This window comes from Caballeronia sordidicola, from assembly GCF_002220365.1.
In the GTDB taxonomy this organism is placed as follows: Bacteria; Pseudomonadota; Gammaproteobacteria; order Burkholderiales; family Burkholderiaceae; genus Caballeronia; species Caballeronia sordidicola_C.
On the sequence record NZ_MTHB01000246.1, the window covers coordinates 205,787 to 228,248 of the forward strand.

Annotated in this window: 23 protein-coding genes and 2 pseudogenes; 14 read left to right on the plus strand and 11 right to left on the minus strand. The window is 60.1% G+C overall.

What is annotated here, in order from left to right:
* Nucleotides 1–3: 3 nt before the first annotated feature.
* Both BSU04_RS34725 and BSU04_RS34730 read left to right on the plus strand, forming a co-directional pair.
* Nucleotides 4–843, plus strand: coding sequence for a BtpA/SgcQ family protein (locus tag BSU04_RS34725; RefSeq protein ID WP_089164773.1), 840 nt, complete (start codon nt 4–6; stop codon nt 841–843).
* 54 nt (nt 844–897) lie between these two features.
* Entirely contained in the window at nt 898–1,530 is a 633-nt protein-coding gene (locus tag BSU04_RS34730) for a LysE family translocator (RefSeq protein WP_089164774.1), read from the plus strand.
* Nucleotides 1,531–1,702: 172 nt separating this feature from the next.
* Here BSU04_RS34730 and BSU04_RS34735 read toward each other — a convergent pair whose 3' ends face one another.
* Nucleotides 1,703–2,968 (minus strand): MFS transporter, encoded by a 1,266-nt coding sequence (locus tag BSU04_RS34735; RefSeq protein WP_089164775.1) that lies wholly within the window; start codon nt 2,966–2,968, stop codon nt 1,703–1,705.
* Between the two features lie 148 nt (nt 2,969–3,116).
* Between BSU04_RS34735 and BSU04_RS34740 the strand changes: the two genes are divergently transcribed.
* The 9 genes from BSU04_RS34740 to BSU04_RS34780 all read left to right on the plus strand — a co-directional run bounded on the left by BSU04_RS34740 (nt 3,117) and on the right by BSU04_RS34780 (nt 10,823).
* On the plus strand, nt 3,117–4,025 hold the full coding sequence (locus BSU04_RS34740; RefSeq protein ID WP_089164776.1) for a LysR family transcriptional regulator: 909 nt from the start codon (nt 3,117–3,119) through the stop codon (nt 4,023–4,025).
* Nucleotides 4,022–5,218: a YbfB/YjiJ family MFS transporter gene (locus BSU04_RS34745; protein WP_089164777.1), complete on the plus strand. Its 1,197-nt coding sequence runs from the start codon at nt 4,022–4,024 to the stop codon at nt 5,216–5,218. Before BSU04_RS34740 ends, BSU04_RS34745 begins: the two co-directional genes overlap by 4 nt.
* A 230-nt stretch (nt 5,219–5,448) precedes the next feature.
* Nucleotides 5,449–5,958 (plus strand): DUF1697 domain-containing protein, encoded by a 510-nt coding sequence (locus BSU04_RS34750; RefSeq protein ID WP_089164778.1) that lies wholly within the window; start codon nt 5,449–5,451, stop codon nt 5,956–5,958.
* 56 nt (nt 5,959–6,014) lie between these two features.
* Nucleotides 6,015–6,875, plus strand: a complete 861-nt coding sequence (locus BSU04_RS34755; RefSeq protein ID WP_089164779.1) for a class I SAM-dependent methyltransferase — start codon at nt 6,015–6,017, stop codon at nt 6,873–6,875.
* Nucleotides 6,876–7,003: 128 nt separating this feature from the next.
* Nucleotides 7,004–7,507, plus strand: coding sequence for a cupin domain-containing protein (locus BSU04_RS34760; protein WP_089164780.1), 504 nt, complete (start codon nt 7,004–7,006; stop codon nt 7,505–7,507).
* Between the two features lie 63 nt (nt 7,508–7,570).
* Complete coding sequence (locus tag BSU04_RS34765) at nt 7,571–8,476, plus strand: LysR substrate-binding domain-containing protein (RefSeq protein ID WP_089164781.1); 906 nt, start codon at nt 7,571–7,573, stop codon at nt 8,474–8,476.
* A 127-nt stretch (nt 8,477–8,603) separates the two neighbouring features.
* Nucleotides 8,604–9,551: a CmcJ/NvfI family oxidoreductase gene (locus BSU04_RS34770; protein WP_256983679.1), complete on the plus strand. Its 948-nt coding sequence runs from the start codon at nt 8,604–8,606 to the stop codon at nt 9,549–9,551.
* Nucleotides 9,552–9,566: 15 nt separating this feature from the next.
* On the plus strand, nt 9,567–10,190 hold the full coding sequence (locus BSU04_RS34775) for a 2-hydroxychromene-2-carboxylate isomerase (RefSeq protein ID WP_179258540.1): 624 nt from the start codon (nt 9,567–9,569) through the stop codon (nt 10,188–10,190).
* 126 nt (nt 10,191–10,316) lie between these two features.
* Nucleotides 10,317–10,823: a GNAT family N-acetyltransferase gene (locus BSU04_RS34780; protein WP_089164783.1), complete on the plus strand. Its 507-nt coding sequence runs from the start codon at nt 10,317–10,319 to the stop codon at nt 10,821–10,823.
* Nucleotides 10,824–10,944: 121 nt separating this feature from the next.
* On the opposite strand, the pseudogene BSU04_RS34785 reads toward BSU04_RS34780, so the two are convergent.
* Nucleotides 10,945–11,322: pseudogene (locus tag BSU04_RS34785) on the minus strand (NAD(P)H-binding protein); the annotation flags it as partial.
* Between the two features lie 24 nt (nt 11,323–11,346).
* Complete coding sequence (locus BSU04_RS34790; protein WP_089164784.1) at nt 11,347–11,571, minus strand: hypothetical protein; 225 nt, start codon at nt 11,569–11,571, stop codon at nt 11,347–11,349.
* 100 nt (nt 11,572–11,671) lie between these two features.
* Here BSU04_RS34790 and BSU04_RS48990 point away from each other — a divergent pair.
* Nucleotides 11,672–11,904, plus strand: a pseudogene (locus tag BSU04_RS48990) (helix-turn-helix domain-containing protein); the annotation flags it as partial.
* Between the two features lie 131 nt (nt 11,905–12,035).
* Here the strand turns inward: BSU04_RS48990 and BSU04_RS34800 are convergent.
* Together BSU04_RS34800 and proX (BSU04_RS34805) are read right to left on the minus strand one after the other, a co-directional pair.
* The gene (locus BSU04_RS34800; protein ID WP_089164785.1) at nt 12,036–13,220 is read right to left on the minus strand and encodes a M20 aminoacylase family protein; all 1,185 of its coding nucleotides are present in this window, start codon (nt 13,218–13,220) and stop codon (nt 12,036–12,038) included.
* 137 nt (nt 13,221–13,357) lie between these two features.
* Nucleotides 13,358–14,395 carry a glycine betaine/L-proline ABC transporter substrate-binding protein ProX gene (proX, locus tag BSU04_RS34805; RefSeq protein WP_089164786.1) on the minus strand — a complete coding sequence of 346 codons (1,038 nt, stop codon included), beginning with the start codon at nt 14,393–14,395 and terminating at the stop codon, nt 13,358–13,360.
* Nucleotides 14,396–14,721: 326 nt separating this feature from the next.
* Between proX (BSU04_RS34805) and BSU04_RS34810 the strand changes: the two genes are divergently transcribed.
* Together BSU04_RS34810 and BSU04_RS34815 are read left to right on the plus strand one after the other, a co-directional pair.
* A complete protein-coding gene (locus BSU04_RS34810) occupies nt 14,722–15,525 on the plus strand; it encodes a hypothetical protein (RefSeq protein WP_089164787.1) in 804 nt (267 codons plus the stop codon).
* Nucleotides 15,526–15,678: 153 nt separating this feature from the next.
* Nucleotides 15,679–16,722, plus strand: a complete 1,044-nt coding sequence (locus tag BSU04_RS34815; protein ID WP_089164788.1) for a rod shape-determining protein — start codon at nt 15,679–15,681, stop codon at nt 16,720–16,722.
* A gap of 107 nt (nt 16,723–16,829) precedes the next feature.
* Here the strand turns inward: BSU04_RS34815 and proX (BSU04_RS34820) are convergent, their stop codons facing one another.
* The 6 genes from proX (BSU04_RS34820) to BSU04_RS34845 form a co-directional block, all read right to left on the minus strand.
* The gene (gene proX / locus BSU04_RS34820; RefSeq protein WP_089164789.1) at nt 16,830–17,867 is read right to left on the minus strand and encodes a glycine betaine/L-proline ABC transporter substrate-binding protein ProX; all 1,038 of its coding nucleotides are present in this window, start codon (nt 17,865–17,867) and stop codon (nt 16,830–16,832) included.
* Between the two features lie 106 nt (nt 17,868–17,973).
* On the minus strand, nt 17,974–18,927 hold the full coding sequence (locus BSU04_RS34825) for an ABC transporter permease (RefSeq protein WP_089164830.1): 954 nt from the start codon (nt 18,925–18,927) through the stop codon (nt 17,974–17,976).
* Nucleotides 18,920–20,104 (minus strand): quaternary amine ABC transporter ATP-binding protein, encoded by a 1,185-nt coding sequence (locus BSU04_RS34830; protein WP_089164790.1) that lies wholly within the window; start codon nt 20,102–20,104, stop codon nt 18,920–18,922. The genes BSU04_RS34825 and BSU04_RS34830 overlap by 8 nt, the downstream gene beginning before the upstream one ends.
* Complete coding sequence (locus tag BSU04_RS34835) at nt 20,101–20,457, minus strand: NIPSNAP family protein (protein WP_089164791.1); 357 nt, start codon at nt 20,455–20,457, stop codon at nt 20,101–20,103. Before BSU04_RS34835 ends, BSU04_RS34830 begins: the two co-directional genes overlap by 4 nt.
* A complete protein-coding gene (locus BSU04_RS34840; RefSeq protein WP_089164792.1) occupies nt 20,454–21,323 on the minus strand; it encodes an alpha/beta fold hydrolase in 870 nt (289 codons plus the stop codon). Before BSU04_RS34840 ends, BSU04_RS34835 begins: the two co-directional genes overlap by 4 nt.
* Before the next feature lie 3 nt (nt 21,324–21,326).
* On the minus strand, nt 21,327–22,427 hold the full coding sequence (locus BSU04_RS34845) for an LLM class flavin-dependent oxidoreductase (protein WP_089164793.1): 1,101 nt from the start codon (nt 22,425–22,427) through the stop codon (nt 21,327–21,329).
* Nucleotides 22,428–22,462: the final 35 nt, after the last annotated feature.

Sequence of the window (22,462 nt, forward strand, 5' to 3'; positions counted from 1 at the left end):
GATATGGAAACTTCATCTGGAGTGGGACGCGGACGCACCGATTGCGTCGAACAGATATTTGGGCGCCCGCGCGGCGTTGTGATCGGTGTGATTCACTGTCCGGCGTTCCCCGGTTCGCCGCGTTATCAGGGTGCATCGAGCGAGGCGATCTACAGCGCCGCGCTCGCCGATGCCGTGGCATACGCGAAAGGCGGCGTCGACGGGCTGATCGTCGAGAATCACGGTGACGTGCCGTTTTCGAAGCCGGACGATATCGGTCCGGAGACATCGGCGTTCATGTCTGTGACCGCCGATAGAATCGCGCGGGAAACCGGTTTGCCGATCGGTATCAACGTGCTTGCTAACGCGGCGCTCCCGGCGCTTGCGATCGCGGCCGCCAGCAACGCGGCTTTCGTGCGCGTGAACCAGTGGGCGAATGCGTATGTCGCGAACGAAGGCCTGATAGAAGGCGCGGCGGCGCTCGCATTGCGCTACCGTGCAAAGCTGCGCGCCGACGGCATCCGCGTTTTCGCTGATGCCCACGTCAAGCACGGTGCGCATGCGATCGTGTCGGACCGTTCGCTTGAAGAGCTGGTACGCGACGTGGAGTTCTTCGATGCCGATGCGATCATCGCCACGGGCCAACGCACGGGCGACGCTGCCAGTACCGACTATTTGCGGCAGATCAGGAATGCGACGACATTGCCGCTGCTCGTTGGCAGTGGTTGCACGGAACGCAACATTGCGGAAATTCTGTCGGTGGTTGACGGTGTGATCGTCGCCAGTTCATTGAAGGTCGGAGGCGTGTGGTGGAATCCCGTCGATGAAAGCAAGGTTCGCGGTTTTATGCAGGCAGCACGGTAATGGCATCATTCGTCTACGGTTACCCCAATCCGCAACGATCCAGCGAGCCTGCGAATGTCCTTTCATACCTGGTTTCTCTTCGCCACAGCGTATCTGGTCACCACTATTTCCCCCGGACCCAACGTCCTGCTCGTCATCCGCAATACCGTGCGATTCGGCGGCCGTGGCACGGCGGCGACCATCGCCGGAAATCTGCTGGCTCAGTTGGTCGTGGTGGTGCTTGTGGCATTGGGTGTGGGTGCGGTCCTCGCAGCCATGCCACCGTTGTTTCTCGCCATGAAGGTCTTGGGAGCCGTTTACCTTATGGTCCTTGGCGTGAAGCAATTGAGAAGCCGGAAGCCCATGGCAACGGCATCCGTCGACGCCCTCTCGGCGCAGCCTCTCGACAAGCGCAAAATTTTTCGGGAAGCGTTATTGGTTTCAGGAAGTAATCCCAAGACGTTGATTTTTCTTTCTGCTTTCATGCCGCAATTCATCGTGCATGATCAGCCGCTGCCGGCTCAGTTCATCGTGATGTACCTGAGCGTGGCGTGCATCGTGGCGCTGGTTCACACCATTTACTCGCTCGGGGTTCGCAGGATTCATAGCGGACTTGGTACAAGCCGCTGGATGAAAGCCGTCAAGCGTTGCAGTGGCCTGATCTTCTTCGGTCTGGGTATCAAGCTTTTAACCGCGAAGCAGGCTTGATGATCCGGTGCAGGCCGCAGATGCGGTACGGATGGCTTGGCGTCATTGCTTGGCGGTCCCATGCAGCCTGGCGCCCGCAAGATCGAGATCTCGTCGTAAAACAGCACCTACAGGACGCTCTTCTGCTTGTGAAAAGGGCCCCTGCCAGGCCAAGGGGCACAGCGTCGACCACTCAACTCACCGGCCTCGTTCTCGCCCATCGATTCAACGCAGCACACACGAGCAACAAGGACGCCGTCACGAAGAACACGGCGCGCAAGCCGACGTGCGCGCCGATCTGGCCGCCGATCAACGGGCCTATAACCTGCCCGCTGAACTGGGCGGACTGCAGATAGCCAAGCGTCTTGCCGGAATTGTGGTCGGCGACCGTGTGGCGGATCTCCTTCGCTATCGATGGAAGCAGCCCCGCGAGCGTCATGCCCATCAAGCCGCGAAGAATGGCCAACTGCCACCATTGGTGAACAAACGCCTGCGGCACCAGGACCACGCTGGTCGCAATCAGACACCCGATGATGACTTTCGAACTACCGATACGATCAGCCAGCGCGCCGAAACGGGCGGCCGTCAACATGCTGCCGAATGCCGATGCCGCCATCACTATGCCGGCCATGCGGGCGACATGGTCGCCTGGCACACCAAGTTGCCCGATATAAACGGTGATGATCGGCTCGATCGACATGTTGGCGAGCAGCACCATCATGGCCGTCACCAGCAGCGCGACGATCACCCGCTGGTCCATTGCCGGTGGCAAAGCCGCGCCAACATCGACACGCTTTTTCGCGTCAGTCGCACGATCGAAATCCTCGCGCACGAACACAACGGTCAGCAGCGCCGCCACGGCGATGATCGCGCCGCCCACAAAGAAAGTGCCGCGGATGCCGACGTATGTCGGCAGGAAACCGCCGACCAGCGGCCCCACGAGATTGCCCGCGAGCGCACCCGTCGACAGTACGCCCAGCGCCCATCCTGCGCGCTCACGTGGCGCCTGTGTGCCGACCATGACGATCGATGCGGAGGCGTAACCGCCGATCAATCCCGCGATCAACCGCAGCACCACAAGTTCGGTCAGGTTATGCGCGAGGCCGATCATCGACATCACGATGGCCATGCCGACCGCCGCACGGATCAACATGGGCTTGCGGCCATAACGGTCCGCGAGACGTCCCCAGAGTGGCGCGGTAATCGCGGTGCCGAAGAAGGTCGCGCCGAAGGCGACACCCGACCATTGCACGACCGCCGCCGGAGAACTCACGCCCAACTGCTGCACGTACAGGGGCAGGAACGGCAGCAACATGCTGAGACTCAGCAGCGTCGTAAAAGACCCGAATACGCAGACAAAAAGGTTGCGCCGCCAGTACGGCGCATTGCGTTCGGCATAGCTGAGCCGCTGGGGAGGGCCGTCCAGCGGCATAAGGGAACGGGTTGCTTGCGGAGTCATGTCGGGCCTCGATTGTTCTATCAGGCGTTGAGCGATGGCCGGGCGCATGTGCGTCGATCCGGGTCACCATCGCAAAAGAAGTAGACGGCTTGCATATTATCTCAATTTAGGAATATTATGTTTACATCGTTCTCTAATTGAGATTTTCATGGACCACACCAGTCTCGACATTTTTCGCGTCGTCGCCGCCGAACTCAGCGTGACCCGGGCGGCCAAGCGGCTTGGCCGCGTGCAATCGAACGTGACCACGCGAATCCAGCAGCTCGAGGAGGAACTGGGGGTGGCACTATTTCGGCGCGACGGCAACCGTCTTACGCTGAGCACGGAAGGCGAACGTTTTCTCGGCTACGCCAACCGCATGCTCGCGCTGGCCGACGAAGCGCGACAAGTGCTAAGCCCGCAAGCGCCCTCCGGCACGCTGAGAATTGGCAGTATGGAAAGCACCGCTGCGGCTCGTCTTCCGGGACCACTTGCCGCCCTTCACGTCCAGTACCCCGACGTCCAGCTCAGAATTTCAACCGCACCCTCGCGACAACTGATCGAACAAGTTCGCAGCGGCCTGCTCGATTGCGCATTTGCTGCGCTGCCGCCATGTGGCGAGATGGCGTCGGCAGCGGATCTTGAAGCAGCCGGGCTACATGGCGAACCGGTCTTTCGCGAGGAAATCCTGCTCGTGCTGCCGCCCGGACATGCCGCTGTCCGCCAGGGCGCGGATATCGCCGTGCGTTCGCTGGCCGCGTTTGCACAAGGCTGCAGCTACCGCGTGCTCGCCGAGGAGTGGCTCGGCCAGGACACGTCACCGCTCGACATACAGGAGGTCGGGTCCTACCACAGCATGCTTGCGTGCGTGGCAGCTGGCGGCTGCGTATCCCTCGTACCGCGCAGCGTGCTCGAGTTGCTGCGCGAAGCGCCCGAGTTCCGCACTCAGGTCGTGGCGAAGGTGGATACATGGCTCGTGCATCGAAACGGATACGAAACGGCGGCGTTCAAGGCGCTACGCGAAGCGCTTACGCCATTCGTGTCGAAGCAACTCGCAGCGAAGAGGAAATCATCATGAGCACGATTCGTCAGGCTTCGTCGACAGCAAGTCAAGGCACCGCCGCGTTGATCGCCGCTCTTGTCATGGCGGTGGGAATGGGGTTCGGACGCTTTGCGTTCACGGGCATCTACCCGGTCATGGTGAGCGATGCCGTGCTGACCGTGCATCAGGGCACGCTCGCCGCATCGGCCAACTATGCCGGTTATCTGGCCGGGGCTCTGCTGAGCGCCGCCGTGCATCCGCGACACTCGCGCAGGCTGTGCATGCTTGCGCTCGCGGGCATCGTGCTATGTCTCGGGGTGACTGCGCTATTGAATGCTCCCTGGCTGATCATCGCCATGCGCGGCATCACAGGCGCCGTCAGCGCGGTCACCATGGTGGCGGCTTCGCTCTGGTTGCTGCAACATCGCGGCCACACGAGCGGTGCCCCGCTGCTTTATGCCGGTGTCGGCATCGGCATTGTGCTGTCGTCGGAAATGCTGATCGTGGGACGTGCGTTCGACCTGCATAGCGCCGGGCTTTGGTGGGTATTGGCAGCGGGCGCATTGATCCTCGGTGCAATTGCGCTGCCGAGTCTCGATGCACGCCCGGTTGAAAACCCCGGCAAGCGTGCGACCGTGCATGGACACGAGTCCTTCCCTGCACTCGGCGCAGGACGACTGATTGCGCTCTACGGTCTGGCGGGTTTCGGCTACATCATCACCGCGACCTATCTGCCGTTCTTCGTCAGGAACGCAATTGGTTCAATCGATCCCATCCAGGTCTGGGCATTGTTTGGCCTGGGCGCGGCTCCGTCATGCTTCATCTGGCACGCGCTCCATATGCGCCTCGGCACACGACGCGCGCTGTTCCTGAATCTCGCTCTGCAAGCGATCGGCGTCATCTTGCCTGTCGTTGCGCCGAACCCGGCCGGGTACCTTGGCAGTGCATTGATCGTAGGCGGTACATTCATGGGCACCACGACTATCGCGATGCTCGCGGGCCGTCGGGTTGCACACACGATGCGCGTGAGCATTCTTGCCGTGATGACCGCATGCTTTGGCGTCGGGCAGATCGTGGGACCGCTCGTTGCCAATGCGATGTACGCACCGCATCATTCGTTCTCCGGATCGTTGGAGACGGCCGCGGCGGCGCTGGCTGTGGCAGCGCTGCTTTGCGTCCGTCTGAGCGGGTCTGCTCAGGCATCAGCCATTGTCCAGCACCGGCTTTAGTGCTCGCCGATATCCGCAAAAATCCATTCCTGGACTTCTCCGAAAAAACTCGCACATCTGGACCTCGCACGACCAGACCTGGACGACTGAAAATGGCGACATACCGAGGTATTCCGGATGGCCGACGAAATAGTGAACGAGAGAACTCAGCCGACGCTACAAACGCGCGATCTGTTTTAATCGGCTTACTGTACAAAGCCATGTAGATGAAATGGCAATAGAATGCCTGGATGACTACTTACGTCGCTCTCTTGCGGGCCGTGAATGTTGGCGGCACCGGCAAACTTCCCATGTCCGAACTTCGCGCGATGTGCGCCTCCGTCGGCTTTTCCAATGCGCGCACGTATATCGCCAGCGGCAACGTTGTATTCGAAAGCAAGCTTTCGGAGTCATCGGTGAAAGCGAAACTGGAGCGTTGTCTTGAGACTTATGCGGGAAAACCGGTAGGGATTCTGGTGCGCACGGGCGCTGAGCTAGCGGCGGTCCTTGCCAACAATCCCTTTAGTTCTGCGGCGCCGAATCGAACCGTCGCAATATTTCTCGACGCCCCCCCTCCCGCAGATGTGCTGGACAATGTGAGTGGTCAGCAAACTGAAGAAATCGCACTCGGTACACGTGAGATTTACGTGCACTACAAAGACGGAATAGCCCGTTCAAAACTGAAAATCCCGGCCGCCGGGACTGGAACCGCTCGCAACATGAATACCGTGGCCAAGCTCGCCGAGTGGACGGCCGCGTAGTCGGCCTCAGGCAAGAACGAAGACAAAGACGAAGACAAAAGACAGGATCTAAAGTCATGAACGACAGGCCAGATGCAGCGCCAGACAGCACAGCAGCGCGCGTCGCCTTGTGGCGCGCTCTCCATGTCGAGGCTGACTCTGCGCCGCATGTACTGGAAGATGAAGTCGGCCTTAAGCTGCTGGCCCCGGACGATGACTGGCGCAGTCGCGGGGACATGGACCCGCAGTTCACGCGGCCCTTTCGCGCCTCAATCGTGGCTCGTGCCCGCTTCATCGAAGATCTGGTCGTGGAACAGGCCAGCCACGGGCTTGCTCAATACGTCATCCTCGGCGCCGGCCTCGACAGTTTCGTACAGCGCAGGCCGGAGATCGCGTCCCGCCTCAGGGTGTTCGAGATCGACCAGGCAGGTCCTCAGGCATGGAAGCGTCAGCGCCTGATCGAGCTCGGCTTCGGCGTCCCGGACTGGCTGCGCTTCGTGCCGGTCGATTTCGAGGCGGGAGAGGCCTGGCACGACAAGCTCGTGACTGCCGGCTTCGATGACAGCAAGCCGGCAATCGTGGTCTCCACGGGCGTCAGCATGTATCTGACCAAGGAGGCAAACGCGGCCACGCTGCGCCAGGTCTCGGGCCTCGCCCCAGGATCGATCCTCGCCATGACGTTCCTGTTCCCGCTGGAGCTGGCGGACCCCGAGGTACGTCCCGGGCTTGAGATGGCGGAAAAGGGAGCGCGAGCAAGCGGGACCCCGTTTCTTAGCTTCTTCACCCCGTCGGAGATCCAGGCGCTGGCCCTCGAAGCGGGCTTCAAGGAAGCACGACACGTCCCGGCGGCCGATCTTGCTCGGCGATACTTCGCGGGCAGGACCGATGGTCTGCGCCCGCCAAACAATGCTGAGGAACTGCTGGTAGCAAGTACCTAGCTGCGCGCACACTCTCCGACGAAAGCCGGTCAGCCGATAGCTGTCTATCGTCTTGATGAAAAGCCAGCCCGACATTACGCTTGAAGCGTTATTCGAACCAAGACCATCAATGATGTTATGGAGAGGGCATGAGCGCAAAGGCCGATGAACTTGCCAGGAAGCTCGTACGAAATTTTCACGAAGTTGAGAAGACGGCGGAAGTTCGTTTGCCTCTATACGAGACGCTCAGCGCGCGGCTTGGAACCGATACCGCGGCGAGACACCTTGGCGCGTCGATTGATATTGTCGCTGCGGGAAAGCGCTCGTGTCCGTATCACTTTCACCATGCGCAAGAGGAAATGTTCGTCATCCTCGAAGGAGATGGAACGCTCCGTGTTGCGGACGAACTGATTCCGATCAAAGCCGGCGATGTAATTTTCATTCCTCCGGGCCCTGAGTATCCGCATCAGATCATTAACTCATCGGAAGCCCCGCTCAAATATCTTTCGATTGGCACACGACACGATCCGGAAGTCGTCGAATACCCGGACTCGGGGAAGTACCAGGCGATCGTTCGCGGCAGGGAGGAAGTACCCCTTCGCGTTATTCAGCGAAAAGGCAATTCACTTGATTACTGGGATGAAGAACCGTAAGTCTGCGGTGGCCGGCCCAACCGCCGGTGATATCCTTGCGTAATCTTTGCATGAGACAGCCGCATGTCAAACACCCTGCTTGCCCTCGCGTCAATGATGGAACCGTTGCGTGGCTTTGTCGCGGTAGGGCGTCGCATGAGTATCACCGTCGCCGCCAACGACCTCTGCCTGACACAATCCGCTTTGAGCCGGCAGGTGCAAGCGCTGGAAGACCGCATAGGGGCGAAATTGCTCGTGCGCGGACATCGCTCCATTGCATTTACGGCGGAGGGCGAACGACTGTTTCGAAGCGCCAACGGCGCCGTCCAGCAGTTGCAAGACGCGTTTGGTGCGCTTCGCGCTGGCGCCCGCCGTCTACCCGTTACCTTGAGTGCCAGCATTGGCGTGACCGGACTATGGGTATTGCCAAGGCTTGGGCGCTTTCAACGCCTGCATCCAGGCATCGACTTGCGCGTCGCCGCGAACAATCGTTTGGTGGATCTCGCCAGCGAGGGCATTGATATCGCCATCAGGTACGGCCCTCGCTCAGCGGTCGGGAATGACGCGACCCTGTTGTTCCGCGAGACAATCAGTCCGGTCGCGCATCCCTCTCTCGGCCTTGAGCACGTTTTATCGCCCAAGGACGTTGCGGGACAGGTGTTGCTCGAATTCGACGACCCCGGGCGCCCGTGGCTGCACTGGGACGATTGGTTCGCGAGCGTTGGCTGGAAAGGAGTGAAGCCCAAAGGTTTTCTGCGATTCAATCAATATGATCAGGTCGTGCAATCGGCAATGGCCGGTCAGGGAATCGCGCTGGGCAGGATCGAACTGATTCGACCGATGCTGACTGATAAACGGCTCGTGCTTCTCTCGGCGCCCCATCCTGGTCCGACGAACGACCACGCTTACTGGTTGATGGCTGCAGAAGCGGTGCCGCGGACCGACGCGCGCGCAGTGATAGAGTGGATCGTGAGTGAAGCGCAGCAGTGATCTCGCATGCCTCACATGTGCTACGCGCATGTGAGGCATGCGAGATCCGCGCTTGAGCAAGCCAACGTCGGTGGGTTTCAATGGGTGTGTGGCCAGCGCGATCGCGCCGGCACTCATGGAGCCTACTATGAACGTCGATCCGACCTACGATCCGTCTGCGCCGCAGCGCCGCCCTTGCGCCGATGCCAAGACGGGCGACGTCACACCAAGTGAGATGACACGCCGGTATTCACCGGCGGTCTTTCCTGCGCCTTCAGTGCAGGCAGTCCTTAGCTACCTGCAGCCGACGCAAGAACGTCCGTATAACTATGCTTATCAGCCGCCGCCTGGAACACCTTGGGAAAACTATCGGCACGATGAGCGCACAGTCTCCATAAGTGACGGTCGCGCCGCGTCAACGCGGAGTTCCATTCATGTTGAGGGCTTCGCGCTTTGGGACGCGCCATCGACGGTGCAGGATTTCCTCGATAGAGATACGATCGTTGAGGCCTATTACCCGGAGGTCGAAGAACTTGCACGTATGGCGACCGGAGCAACCCGTGCGTACGTGTTCGACCATCTTGTACGCCGGCGCGAAGCAGACCGCAGGCCTCTCGGCTTCGGGCGCCCGGATCAAGGCGCGATAGCGGCCGCGAACGGTCAAGTCCACAACGATTACACCGAGGAATCGGGCCGCACGCGGTTGTCACTGGTGCTCGGTGAGAATGCTGCGAAATTGGGTGTGACGCGATACAGCATCGTCAACGTGTGGCGCTCAATTAAAGCACCGGTTCTGGATACGCCCCTGGCGGTTTGTGATGCCAGGACCATCGGCGTCGCCGATCTTGTCAACGCCGAGGTGCGGTATGCGCGACGTATCGGAGAGATCTATCTTGCATTGCACTCTCCGCGGCATCGATGGTCCTACTTTTCCGCAATGAACCGGCAAGAAGCGCTGGTGTTCAAGCAATACGACTCGCTGATCAGTGGCGTTGCGAGATACACGCCGCACGCGGCGTTCGATCATCCGGACGTGCCTGATGGCACGCTGCCGCGAGAGAGCATTGAGGCTCGATGCCTCGTCGTCTATGAATGAACCTCGGAGATCGCAATGACAACGCTGGATCCAGGCATCCCCGCCAAGCTTGAATTCTGGTTTGACCTTGGGAGTAACTATAGCTATCTGAGCATGATGCGGATCGAAGCATTGGCCGAACGACACGACGTCGCCATTTCCTGGAAACCTTTTCTGCTCGGTGCGATCTTCAAGTCTTTCGGTTGGGAAAGTTCACCATTCGTATTGCAGAAGGAAAAAGGCGTTTATACATGGCGCGACATGGCTCGCCAGTGCGAGAAGTACGGTCTGCCATGGACCCAACCAAGCCATTTCCCCCGCAGCGCGCTGCTTCCAATGCGAGTCGCCTTGATCGGAGCGGAGCAACCCTGGATAAGTGCCTTCTGCAAACGGCTGATGCAAATCAACTTTGTCGAAGATCAAGATATCAACCATTCCGCCGTAGTCGACGTGACTTTGACGAAGCTCGGGCTACCTGCACAAGAGATCATTGTCGCGGCTCAATCTGAGGATAATAGACGTGACATGCGCGCTCAGACGGATGAGGCACTGCGCCGCGGCATCTTCGGCGCTCCTACGTTCTTTGCGGGAACCGACATGTTTTGGGGCAACGATCGCTTGGAGGACGCGTTGTTGCTGGCCGCAAGAAAAGCAAAATAGCAGGCACCGGCACCGCTGCAAACTACGTTCAGTTCCAGGCGGTAGTCTTTCGAATACTCGCGCGAGAGCACCAGACATGAGCGGCTTTTTCTTCGCGACGACTGTTCAAAAACGGAGATATGAGTGATGGCCTCGAAAAGCATCCGCAGAGCAACCGTAGAGGACGTACGGGTGCTGACACAGATCCGCAACGATGCGCACACAACCAAGCTTGCGCACGGCGATTACGTGTGGGGCAAGGAAGGAGACGGATTTAGCGAAACATGGGTACTCAATAGTCTCTCGCGAAGAGACGTGTATGTTGTCGAGCAGGATGGCACACCCATGGGAACGTTTTCGCTCGATTGGGACGATGGAGGGCACTGGGGGCCACAAGACCCGATCGCTGGTTATGTGCACGGGCTTTCCGTAAGGAAGGGTTATCGCGGCCTTGGATTTGGCAGATTCACCATGGATTGGTGCGCGAATAAGGTAAGCGCCTTGAATCGAAATTTTCTCAGGCTTGATTGTGACCTGAGAAACACGAAGCTATGTGCCTACTATGAGTCGCTTGGTTTTACACGAGTAGAGATCAAGCCAATTCCAGAGTCTGGCGGCTACATCGCGTCACTGTATGAGAAATTGGCTCAGTAGCGTTCAATTCGGCGAGAGTTGGGCGCATGTCCTCAAAGGTTACGGACTTTGTATTGATGACGAACGGCGACAATGCGTGGCCTGTTATCAACGAGATCGAAGCACATGTGGCCTGCGCCTACGGGTGGGATTCGCGCACCGGGTTGGTTTCTGCCCTGCCGTACGGGTACACGGTGCTGATCAGGATGATGTTCTTGACTCCGGCGGCGAGCGCGCCATCAATCGTCTTGCGCATCAACTCGGGATGCAGTTCGAACTGCCAGTCGTTCAGCCGACCACATAGATCAGCGTTTCGATGCCCTTTGCGGCAGCCACCACCGACGCGGGCGAATCCGGGTTCCGTGTGACGATCTCCGCGAGCCGATCCGCGCCGAACGCGTTGCGCATGGCAGCTTCCGTACGGCCGACGACACGATAGGGGGCGGCCCTTGCCGCTGAGCGAGGATCCAATGCTTTGACCGATGACGCCTGCGGCGCCGAACAGGGCTACTTTGGACATGGCGATTCTCCTAAAGGTGAAAGTTCAGAACGAGAGGTGGCGAAAGATCGCAGCAGAGATTGACGACGCGCGGGAAAGCATCGTCCCCAGATAGGCGTCGAGAACGGGCTGGACCGGGGCTCGCAGCCAGGCTTCGAGCCCGGCGACGCAAAGCCTGAACACCGCGCTGGCGGCCCGCTTCGTCCACACGGCGGCGATACAGGGCTCCCGAAGGAGAGAGGTGCGGGCGTCGATGGCTGCGATGTTCATGGTCGGCTCCTGAGGGTTCGGTCTGGCTGCTGGAGACCCCAGTTTGCTCAATAGAAGACCAAACGAAAATTGCCTAGAGGCGCATAACATCTATACAAAAATGCATACTGTGGTTCAACGCGAACCGAACTGGAGTGGTGGCGCACTTTTCTGGTGCTCTTGGAGACCGGTTCACTGCCGGCGGCCCGGCGCGCGTTGCCTATGACTCAACCGACGACTTCCGCAGCATTGCCTCGAGTGGGCAGGAGCCACGGGGCAGGAGTTCGTGGCACGGTGCGATTGACCGCAAGCGAGGTAAGTGGCGTTGAGGTGCTGACGCCTACGCGGGCTTCGACATCGAAGCGTGCCAATCGGCGTTGGCCGCGCAGGACCAGGCGTTGTGCGGTGACGTTTGCGGCGATCGCCGCAGGATTGAAGGCTTACATACGGTTTTTGCGAAACACCTGGGCATCACGACAGATCTATCACTGCGGCGCCAGGAACCGCTCGGCGAGTTTCACCCAATACGTCGCGGCGATCGGCAAACACGCGTCGTTGAAGTCGTAGCCTGGATTGTGCAACATGCAATCGCCGCTGTTGTGCGCGGGTCCGGTTCCGTTGCCCACAATGAAGTAGCTGCCGGGAACGGCCTGCAGCATGAAGGAAAAATCCTCCGCCCCCGCTGTGGGACGCATGTCGGATATCAGCCCCTGCTCCCCCAACCAGTCGTGTGCGACCTGCCGGGCGAACTCGGTGGCCGCCGGGTCGTTGACGACCGCCGGACATCCCCACTGATAATCAACCTTTGCCGTACAGCCCAACGTCGACGCCTGAGACTCCGCGACTTCGATAATGCGGTCGTGCAAAAATTGCTGCACCTCGGGCCGCAATGCGCGAACTGAAAGCGTCATCGTCACGACCTCCGGAATAACGTTGGAGACGGTCCCGCCGTGAATCTCGCCAATGGTGATCACCGCGGTATCAAGCGGGTCCGTATTGCGTGAGACGATGGTTTGTAGCGCGATCACAATGTGCGCCGCCGCGACAATCGGATCGGCGGCGAGATGCGGTCTTGCGCCATGGCCACCCTTGCCATGGATGCTGATGTACACGGTATCGGACGACGCCATGAAGCATCCCGGCAGGAAGCCGAACTTCCCAACCGGCTCGCCGGGCCGGTTATGCAAACCAAAGACCATATCGCAAGGAAATTTCTCGAACAAACCCTCGTCGACCATGATTTTCGCGCCGCAATACCGTTCTTCGGCGGGTTGAAAGATCAGGTTCAACGTACCGGAAAACTGACGGGTTTCCGACAGATAACGGGCAGCCGCGAGCAAGATGGCGGTATGGCCGTCGTGGCCGCAAGCATGCATCACGCCTTTGCGCTGACTGGCATAGGGCAGGCCCGTCGACTCCTGGATCGGCAGCGCGTCCATGTCTGCACGCAAGCCGAGACGACGGGTGCCGGTCCCGACTTTCAGCGTGCCAACCACGCCTGTTTTCGCCAGACCCCGATGCACTTCATAACCCCATGCGTGAAGACGCTCCGCGACAAGATTGCTGGTCTCGTGCTCCTCGAGCGAAAGTTCCGGATGAGCGTGAATGCGTTGGCGCAGAGCGACAATTTCTTCACTCATATCGAGAATGCGAGCTAGCACGTCTGTCATGGTTTATTCCTCGGTATTGGGATTGTTCGCGAACAGGGATTGGTCGAGAACGCCGTTGATTCAATGTCGGCAGCCTGTTCGCAGTGTTCGCCAAGGCCGCGCAGACACCTGGAATCCGCCGCACGAAATCGGCGCGCTCAATGTGCGGCGCGTGCCGTGGCGACCCACTGGTCGAACTGCGGTTTATTCGTTGCGAGCCATTGATCGGCAAGCCGGCCGAACAACCCGGGCGAGCTGGGCTCCTTGCTGATGGCCAACTCCCAGTCAGCCCAGAGCGCAGGCGAAAACTTGATCTGCTGGATCAACGCCTTGATGCCCGGATTGGCAGCAATGAACGCCCTGCTTGCCACCGAACCGGCGATCCAGGATGCCATGGCCATATGGCACGGATCAGCACCACCTGCACAGCCGACAACTCCCTTCACGAGGGCCGAACCGGTGTTGGGCATTTTGGGCGGTAATGCATCTTCGGGCACGGGAAGCCATACCACGTCCTTGCCCGGAACCAGGCCGCTCGTGACCCACGACGGACTCCAGGCGTAAAAAAACGCCGGCGAGCCGGATTTGATACGCGATACGGCATCGATCATCAACGCTTCGTATTTGCCGCTCACCACATGAACATTTTGCGTAAGTCCGAATTTTTTCAATTGGTAGTTCACGACCTCGGCGCAGCTCCAGCCCGGGTCGCAACTGATGAGTTGCGCCTTCCCGTCCTCGCCGAAAAGACTGGCGATCTTCGGGTCCTTCATCTGCTCGAGGCTTGTGATGTTGTGGGCAAGTGCTGTCTTCCTGTCGATCAGGTAGCCATTCACACCGCCCCCGGCAATGAACCCGGTGCCGATGATTTCCGCCTGCTTTTCGACGGCCCGGAACTCCGGCTCGCGTTGCGGCAGATTGACGTCGGTCGACAGATCGACGTCTCCCTGTGCGACCGCCGCAAAAAACAGCGTGATGTTCATCGTGCTGAGCTTGATGTCGTAACCGAGCGCCTTCATTGCCCGCGCCACGATCTGGTCCGCGATATAGTTCGCGCCGAGGCTATCGGCCTGCACGTAGCGCACCGTCTTGCCTGAGCCTGGAAGCGTATCGGCGAATGCCGGCGTGGTTGCCATCGATAAGATGAACGTCGCTGCAACAACCGCCGCCACGACGCCCCACTTGAAAGTCTTCATTAGCGTTCCTGCCCGTTAGCGCATGGCTGCAGTGTTCAGCGTCCGGATTCAATCAGATCAGCTCACATGCTAGTTGGCGCAAAACATCGGGTCTTCCTACGTACAGAGGGAAAGATGGCGCCCTCGCCTCTCCGGTTCAAGTGAAGCCTGGCGAGGCTGACAGGGTCAAAACAAATAGACGGGGCCTGTCGCGCAGGTCACCTCTGAGCCGGCGGCACCGCACCCTTCTGGATCGGAAACGGTCGATCCATTGGTTTCATCGATCGCCATGCCCTCCACCAGCCAATCGACAGCTTGGAACTATACTGAGGCACTTGGAGGTTTCAATGGCCGAACACGACCGACTGCATCCACTCCGTCCGCTCCTCAAGAATTGGGTTTGGGAGCATGGTCGGATTGGGACTCGCTATCTCGACTGCGTCGATGGCGAAATCAAGTTTGATGAAGGTAAGAAATCGCATTTCGCAGCCGAAAAATATATCTACGTGCCTCTGGATAAGGACGCTCAAGACGATGTAACCGCGGAGGGTCCGGCGATCCAGGACGCGGGACTTGCCCGGTTTTTGCGGGCTGCGCAATTAGGCACGCCAGAGGATGCCGGTTCTGTAGGGGAGGTTCAGCGCGCCGTGCAGGATTGCGTGGAACTCGGCCTGTTCAGCGCCTATCAACGGGAGGCTCGCGAAGCGTTGGCCCGCTATGCGCAAGAGGCCATGTTCGACGACGAGATCCGCGCAGCGGTCGTTGTTGACATCCGGCGTATTTACACCGGCATGCGGGAGCAACTGGCGCTGTACGATTTCAGTGTGCTTTACGGCTTGCCCACGCCGCTGCTGATCAGCGAGACGCCTTTCATCGACTGGCGCGTGCGTGTCAGTCCGGGACTTCCGTTCGTATCGCTTCCGTTGGGACCTTACTGCCTGCTGGTCGGCGCGGTGTCGGGCAGGAAAAGCCGAATCGGCCCGGTGGTCTGGAAGGCCGCCAGTGCGATGGGCCCATTGAAGGACCACAACCGCCTGATCGCGGAGCAAGCACGTCTGTGGCTTGTGTCAACCACCGACGACCAGCTTGTTGCGCCACAAAGCCGCCTTCCGGTGGTCATCGCGTCGAAGCAGGAAGATACGAAATCCTGATTGCCGCCGGCATGCAGGTCCCCGCCAATATCAACCTGGGGGCGGCGCTGCGGCTCCGTTCCCCCGAAGCTGTTACTCTTCCCCATTCTCGACCGCAGCCTGGTCGCACGTGACGGGGCCAAGCGCTTGCCGTCGCGCAACACAGGATTTTGAATGTTCGGTTTTCTGCGCAGTTATTTTTCCAACGACCTGGCGATTGATCTCGGCACCTCAAATACGCTGATCTACATGCGTGGCAAGGGTATCGTCCTCGACGAACCATCGGTCGTGTCGATTCGTCAGGAAGGCGGCCCGAATGGCAAAAAAACTATTCTGGCCGTGGGTAAGGAAGCCAAGCAAATGCTCGGCAAGGTGCCAGGCAATATTGAAGCTATCCGCCCGATGAAGGACGGTGTGATCGCCGACTTCAGCATTACCGAGCAAATGATCAAACACTTCATTCGCATGGCCCACGAACCCCGCATGTTGGCGCCGTCGCCGCGGATCGTCGTCTGCGTGCCGTGCGGCTCCACTCAAGTGGAACGACGTGCGATCAAGGAAGCCGCGCATAGCGCCGGAGCGTCGCAGGTGTACCTGATCGAAGAACCCATGGCGGCGGCAACCGGTGCCGGTCTGCCCGTGTCCGAGGCGACCGGCTCGATGGTGGTCGACATTGGCGGCGGCACCACCGAGGTAGGCGTCATTTCACTCGGCGGCATTGTGTACAAGGGTTCAGTGCGCGTCGGTGGGGATAAATTCGACGACGCGATCGTCAACTATATCCGTCGCAACTACGGCATGCTGATCGGTGAGCAGACTGCTGAAGCCATCAAGAAGGAAATAGGCTCCGCGTTCCCTGGCTCGGAAGTCAGGGAAATGGACGTGAGGGGCCGCAACATGTCCGAAGGCATACCGCGTAGCTTCACGGTATCCAGCAACGAGATCCTCGAAGCGCTCTCCGATCCGCTGAACCAGATCATTTCGGCGGTCAAGATCGCGCTCGAAAACACGCCGCCTGAGCTTGGCGCCGACATCGCCGAGCGCGGCATCATGCTCGCGGGCGGTGGTGCGCTACTTCGTGACCTCGACCGTCTGCTTGCCGAGGAGACCGGCCTGCCGGTGCTTGTAGCTGAAGCGCCCCTGACTTGCGTTGTGCGCGGTTCGGGCATGGCCCTCGAACGCATGGACAAATTCGGCAGCGTTTTTTCCTACGATTGAAGGCGGCGGCGCAGTCGCTCTTGCGGTTGCTGGTTGTGAATCTTCAGACGGTTCCGGGCAGGCAGAATGCGTGAAGGCCAGGTACCGTCTATACCGTTTATACCTTGTTATCGCGCCTTGCTCGCGGTCCCAACCCACTGTTCAAATTGCGGCTTATTGCTCGCAAGCCAATCATCGGCTAGCTTCGTAATCTGCGTGGAAGAACCACCATTCTTGCTGATCGCATATTCCCACTGCGACCACGTCGCGACAGAGAATTTGACCTGCTCGATCAGCGACTTGATTGCCGGATTAGCAGCGATGAACGCCTTGTTCGCCACGGAATCGAAGTTCCATGACGACATCGCCATGCGGCACGGGTCAGCGCCGCCAGCACAGCCGTCCACTCCTTTCACAAGCGCCGTGCCCTTGTTCGGTACGTTGGGCGGCAGCGCATCCGCGGGCGTAGGCAGCCATACCACGTCCTTTCCCGGAACCAGCGCGTTGGTGGCCCACGACGGACTCCAGGCGTAGAACAACGCAGGTTTGCCTTCCTTCACGCGCGTAACCGCATCTACCATCAATGCCTCGTATTTGCCGCGCACCGCATGGACGGTTTGCTTGAGCCCGAATTTATCGAGTTGGTAATCCACTACGTCACCGCAACTCCAACCCGGGTCGCAACTGATCAGTTCCGCCTTTCCGTCGCTGCCGAAGAGCCCCGCTATCTTGGGATCCTTCAGTTGCTCCAGACTGGTGATGTTGTACGCAAGCGCAGTCTTCCTGTCGATGACATAGCCGTTGATGCCGCCGCCCACAATCATGCCGCTGCCGACTATTGCCGCCTGCTTCTCAACGGCTCGAAAACCTGGCTCGCGCTGCGGGAAATTGACGTCGGTCGCCAGATCCTCGTCGCCCTGGGCCGCAGCCTGGAAGAACAGCGTGGTGTTCATCGTGCTCAGCTTCACGTCGTAGCCGAGCGCCTTCATCGCTTTCATCACGATCTGTGCCGCGACATAGTTCCCGCCGAGGCTGTCACCCTGCGCGTAGCGAATCGTCTTGCCGTCGCCGGGGAGCGCCTGCGTGGCTGCAACCACGCTCGCCGATGTCAGGCCGACAACTGCAACGGCAGCGAGTGCGCTTACTGCCCGGACAAATGCTCTCATCAATGCTCCTCTTTCGTGATCGTTCGATCGTCTGGTATTCATACCAGACGCGCTTTGGGTACGCTTAGCTGGCTACGCTTGAGTCGACTCGTTCTTTCAACCGTCATCAGAGCGCTTTTTCAGCATCGTGTGCCGGGTCTGCGGCCGTCGCCGTGCCCCTGGGAATTCGTCCGCCCCGGATGAACCTCGCCAGCACCGGCAGAAGCGCGCTCCGGGTTCCGCCTTTCGACTGAGCCAGCTTCTGGGTGATGCGATCGAGCATCATCGCGAGCAGCACGATGGCGATACCGCCTATGGCAGCCTGTCCGACATCGAGACGTCCCAGCCCCTGAAGCACCACAAGCCCCAAGCCTTCCGCGCCGATCATCGCGATCACGACCGACATCACCATGGCGGTCAGCACGGTCTGGTTGAGACCGCCGAGGATCGTCGGGATAGCCAGCGGCAACTGAACCTCCCAAAGAAGCTGGCGCTTGTCTGCTCCGAAAGCGAGACCCGCTTCGACGATCTCATGGTCGACCATGCGAATTCCGAGGTGGGTGAAGCGGATGAGCGGCGGCATGGCCGTGATGACGACCGCAACCTCGCCCGGTACCGTACCGACGCCGAAGAGCATCACCACGGGCACGAGATACACAAACGTCGGCGTGGTCTGCATGATGTCCAGCACCGGACGGACGATCCGCCAGACGCGGTCGCTGCGCGCGCACCAGATGCCGATCGGGATGCCGATTACCGCGCAAAACACGATGGCGGTTGCGATCAGCGAGAGCGTAGTGATGGCTTGATCCCAGACGCCAAGCATCGCGATAACAATGAGCCCCACTAAGGTGAACGCAGCGACCCCGAGGCTCGCCAACCGCCACGCGAGCAGGAACATCAACAACAGCATCACCGGAAACGGGATAGCGTGAAGCACGCTGTCATTGAAGTTCAACAGCCGTTCCACGGGCCATTTGATGAGCAGAAAGAAGGGCCTCAAATTGAGCGCGATCCATTGCACACCGTGCTGGATCCAGTCGCCTACCGGCAGGCCTGCGAGATCATCGGCTTTAAGCAACATGGCGTACTCCCGCGGCGCTCGGAGCGCCAATGCCGGCAAGAATTTGACCGGCTTCCAGACGGCCGATCAACCGGCCCGTGTCGTCCGTGACGCCGATCGCGCCGCCGGCGCGATAACTGCCGGCGACATCGACGAGCTTGGTATGGGCCGGCACGCACGTAAAGCGAGTGTCCGGCCGGGGCATCGCGCCGCCGCGCGCCAGTTCAATCTCGGACGCCGTCACGGTGCCCAGGATGCGTTCATCGGCATCGAGCATGAAACCCGGTCCCGGTACGCCGGAAGCGTCGCCCAGGACGATCCCGTCCGGGCCACGCAGGATGGTCACGAGCGAGGTCATGACCGAACCTGCATCGAACAGTCTTCCGCGGTCGACTTCCCGGGTGAAGGCGGCGACGTAATCGCTGCCGGGTTCAAGCACGATCGACTGCGGCGTGCCTTCGCGCACGAGCCGCCCCTCCGACATGATGGCGATGCGCGAGCCGAGCTTGAGCGCCTCCTGGAAATCGTGCGTGATGAACAGGATGGTTTTGCTCAACGTGCGCTGGAGGCGCAGCAACTCGTCCTGCATCTCGGTGCGGATGAGCGGGTCCAGCGCGCTGAACGCTTCGTCCATGATGAGGACGTCGGCATCGGTGGCGAGCGCACGCGCCAAGCCCACGCGTTGACGCATCCCGCCGCTCAGTTCATGCGGCATGTGATAAGCCCAGCGCGCGAGACCCACGACGCTCAGCACTTCCTCGGCGCGCTTGCGCCGCTGCGGGGCCGACATGCCGCGCAGTTTCAACCCGAACTCGACGTTTTCGATCACACGCCGATTAGGCAGCAACGCGAAATGCTGAAAGACCATGGAGATGCGATTGCGCCGCACGTCGCGCAAACCGGCTTCGTCGAGCGTGCAGATGTCCTCGTCGTCCAGCAGGATCTTTCCGGCGCTCGGTTCGTTGAGACGATTGATGCAGCGTGCAAGCGTGGACTTGCCCGAACCCGACAGTCCCATGATCATGTACATCGAACCCGACGGCACGCTCAAGGAAACGTCGTCGAGCCCGACGACCTGCCCCAGCGTCTCCTGAACCTCCGACTTGTTCTTCCCGGCGCTCAGCATTGCCAGCGCTTTCTCCGGCTTGTCCGTGAACACCTTGTACAAGTGCTCGATCTTCAAGCGCTCGGTCATAGCCTCTTCTCCTCTTGAAAGCCCGCGGGATGGGACAGATGCCGCAACGGTGAAAAGTCCGTCGGCACGAGAATCCTGTTTTCCGCCTGCTCGATGTTCTCTGACAGCTTGGGCAGGAACGCCTGCCATCTGGGATCGTCCGCCAGTTGCTGACGGCGGCGCGCCCGGTCCTGAAGGTCTGCATAAGCCCACAAATGCGTCACCTCGCTCAAGGGGCCGATATCAGTAGTGAAATACCCTATGAGACCGCCGAGGATGGGCTGCTGGATCGCCAGTCCCTCCTCCCGCCCAAGTTGAAGATAACGGCCCATTCGGCCGTTCCTGATCCGGTAGATCCGCTCTTCGACAATCATCGGCCCGTCTCCTCGCGCATGCCCTCACGCTTCTCTTCATCATCGCCCGCCAGAAAGCGGCGCATCAGCGTTGCGACGAGATCCGGTGCCTCGATCAGGATCGAATGCCGCAAGCCCGGCAGGATCTCGAGTTGCGAGCCAGGGATGCACTGGTGCATGAAGTGCGCCATGCGCGGATTGGAGCCTTGGTCCTCCTCTCCGGTCGCGATCAGAGTCGGTACGCTGATCTGATCGATAAAACCGCCGAAGTCCGTTTGCGCCAGCACGCGGTAAGCGGACGCATAGCAGTCGGGATCGTTCTCCGCATTGCGCTGACGCAAGCGCGCAACCAGCTCGGGATTGCGCTGCTGAAACCCTTCGGTGAGCCAGCGCGACAAGGACGCATCGTAGTGCGAGCCCCGGTCACCGGATTGCAGCGCAGCAAGCCGCGCTGCGACCCGTTCACGCTCCTCGGGCGTACGGCCCGCGACGCTCGCCAGTAACACGAGCTTCCTCAGTCGAGGCTCATGCGTGAGCGCCAGCCGCTGAGCAATCAAGCCGCCGAGCGAGAAGCCGGCGAGGTCGAATTGGTCAAAGCCTACATGGTCGGCAAGCGCCAGCACGTCACCCACGAAATCATCGATCTCATAGCGGCCTTTAATCAGCGATGAGCGTCCGTGACCCCGCAGATCCAGCGTCAGGATGCGGAAGGTGTCGCCCAGTTTTGCTGCGACGCCTTCCCACGCATCGAGACTCGAACCCACGCCGTGAATGCAGACCAGCGGGCGCGAACCCTCACCCTGAAGCCGATAATTCAGCACTACGCCGCGGCCGGTGAACGTGCGCTCGCCGGCCGTTTGCGTCGTTGAAGTCCTGGCGGCGTCCATGGTTCAGTACCCCGCGGCCGCGACGCTTGGCTCGCCCTGCGAATCCCCTGCATGGGAACCATCGCGGGCAGCAAAATGCGGCATCACTTCATCGATAAAGAGGCGCAGCGTCTTGACCTGCAACTCGAACGGCAGATTGAACGAAAGGCCCAGGCAGTATTGATCGACGCCCTGATCTTCGTAAATCTGCAGCTTCCGGATCACTTCGTCCGGCGTGCCGAACATCAGGTTGTCGCGAATGTTGGCCGCGTCGTAGTTCGCACGATTTGCGACCGTCTCGTAAGGCACGGGCTCCGGGAAACCGTCCGTGACAGTGCCGATGTTCTGCATCAGGTTCTCGAAGGTGCGGCCATAATCCACGCTGTGGCGCACAGCGGTTTGCCAGTCATCGGCGCGATCGTATACGCATGTGCGTCGCTGCATCATGAAGCGCGGGCGCGCCCGCTCGGGATGGTCGGCCACCGCCTTGCGGAACTTCTCGCCCAGCACCGCGACTTCGGAGGGCGGCGAGGACAGCGGGGTCGACAAGATGTTCGCACCGATACCCACCGCCCAGTCGAAACTGCCGGGGTCGCGCGTGGCAACCCAAACAGGCGGATGCGGCTGCTGCAACGGCTTGGGCACCGAGGTCGCGAGCGGAAACTTCCAGTAGTGTCCGTCATGGGCATAATCGCCTGCCCAAAGCTTCTGGACAGCCGGTACGAGCTCCTTCATGTACCCCACGCCCTCCTGCTGAGGAATGCCGCCGGCCATGCGATCGAACTCGTACTGATACGCCCCGCGGGCAATCCCGAATTCGAGGCGTCCACCGGTCAGGTGGTCGCACATGGCGGCCTCGCCTGCGAGGCGGATCGGCGACCAGTACGGCGCGACCAGCGTCGCCGTTCCGAGCCTGATGCGCTGCGTGTGCTGGGACAACCACGTCAGGATAGTGAACGGATTAGGCGAAACGGTGCACTCAATGGTGTGATGCTCGGCGGTCCAGAGCGTCTCGAACCCGCCTTCATCGGCTATGCGAGCCAGCGCCAGCATATTGGACATGGCGGTCGACATTGAATCCGTCGGCGAAAACCGCTCCATGCTGATTGAGATGGCAAATTTCATGATGGGTCTCTATATTTGGTTTTTTGGCAAGGCGC

Bases quoted from the DNA above. Each gene is read 5' to 3' on its own strand.
- BSU04_RS34730 (WP_089164774.1), top strand. From the start codon at position 898: ATGTCCTTTCATACCTGGTTTCTCTTCGCCACAGCGTATCTGGTCACC.
- BSU04_RS34765 (WP_089164781.1), top strand. From the start codon at position 7,571: ATGTCAAACACCCTGCTTGCCCTCGCGTCAATGATGGAACCGTTGCGT.
- BSU04_RS34830 (WP_089164790.1), bottom strand. From the start codon at position 20,104: ATGACCGAGCGCTTGAAGATCGAGCACTTGTACAAGGTGTTCACGGAC.
- BSU04_RS34740 (WP_089164776.1), top strand. From the start codon at position 3,117: ATGGACCACACCAGTCTCGACATTTTTCGCGTCGTCGCCGCCGAACTC.
- BSU04_RS34775 (WP_179258540.1), top strand. From the start codon at position 9,567: ATGACAACGCTGGATCCAGGCATCCCCGCCAAGCTTGAATTCTGGTTT.
- BSU04_RS34745 (WP_089164777.1), top strand. From the start codon at position 4,022: ATGAGCACGATTCGTCAGGCTTCGTCGACAGCAAGTCAAGGCACCGCC.
- BSU04_RS34780 (WP_089164783.1), top strand. From the start codon at position 10,317: ATGGCCTCGAAAAGCATCCGCAGAGCAACCGTAGAGGACGTACGGGTG.
- BSU04_RS34755 (WP_089164779.1), top strand. From the start codon at position 6,015: ATGAACGACAGGCCAGATGCAGCGCCAGACAGCACAGCAGCGCGCGTC.
- BSU04_RS34790 (WP_089164784.1), bottom strand. From the start codon at position 11,571: ATGAACATCGCAGCCATCGACGCCCGCACCTCTCTCCTTCGGGAGCCC.
- BSU04_RS34835 (WP_089164791.1), bottom strand. From the start codon at position 20,457: ATGATTGTCGAAGAGCGGATCTACCGGATCAGGAACGGCCGAATGGGC.
- BSU04_RS34725 (WP_089164773.1), top strand. From the start codon at position 4: ATGGAAACTTCATCTGGAGTGGGACGCGGACGCACCGATTGCGTCGAA.
- proX (WP_089164786.1), bottom strand. From the start codon at position 14,395: ATGAAGACTTTCAAGTGGGGCGTCGTGGCGGCGGTTGTTGCAGCGACG.
- BSU04_RS34815 (WP_089164788.1), top strand. From the start codon at position 15,679: ATGTTCGGTTTTCTGCGCAGTTATTTTTCCAACGACCTGGCGATTGAT.
- BSU04_RS34810 (WP_089164787.1), top strand. From the start codon at position 14,722: ATGGCCGAACACGACCGACTGCATCCACTCCGTCCGCTCCTCAAGAAT.
- BSU04_RS34845 (WP_089164793.1), bottom strand. From the start codon at position 22,427: ATGAAATTTGCCATCTCAATCAGCATGGAGCGGTTTTCGCCGACGGAT.
- BSU04_RS34840 (WP_089164792.1), bottom strand. From the start codon at position 21,323: ATGGACGCCGCCAGGACTTCAACGACGCAAACGGCCGGCGAGCGCACG.
- BSU04_RS34750 (WP_089164778.1), top strand. From the start codon at position 5,449: ATGACTACTTACGTCGCTCTCTTGCGGGCCGTGAATGTTGGCGGCACC.
- BSU04_RS34770 (WP_256983679.1), top strand. From the start codon at position 8,604: ATGAACGTCGATCCGACCTACGATCCGTCTGCGCCGCAGCGCCGCCCT.
- BSU04_RS34735 (WP_089164775.1), bottom strand. From the start codon at position 2,968: ATGACTCCGCAAGCAACCCGTTCCCTTATGCCGCTGGACGGCCCTCCC.
- proX (WP_089164789.1), bottom strand. From the start codon at position 17,867: ATGAGAGCATTTGTCCGGGCAGTAAGCGCACTCGCTGCCGTTGCAGTT.
- BSU04_RS34800 (WP_089164785.1), bottom strand. From the start codon at position 13,220: ATGACAGACGTGCTAGCTCGCATTCTCGATATGAGTGAAGAAATTGTC.
- BSU04_RS34760 (WP_089164780.1), top strand. From the start codon at position 7,004: ATGAGCGCAAAGGCCGATGAACTTGCCAGGAAGCTCGTACGAAATTTT.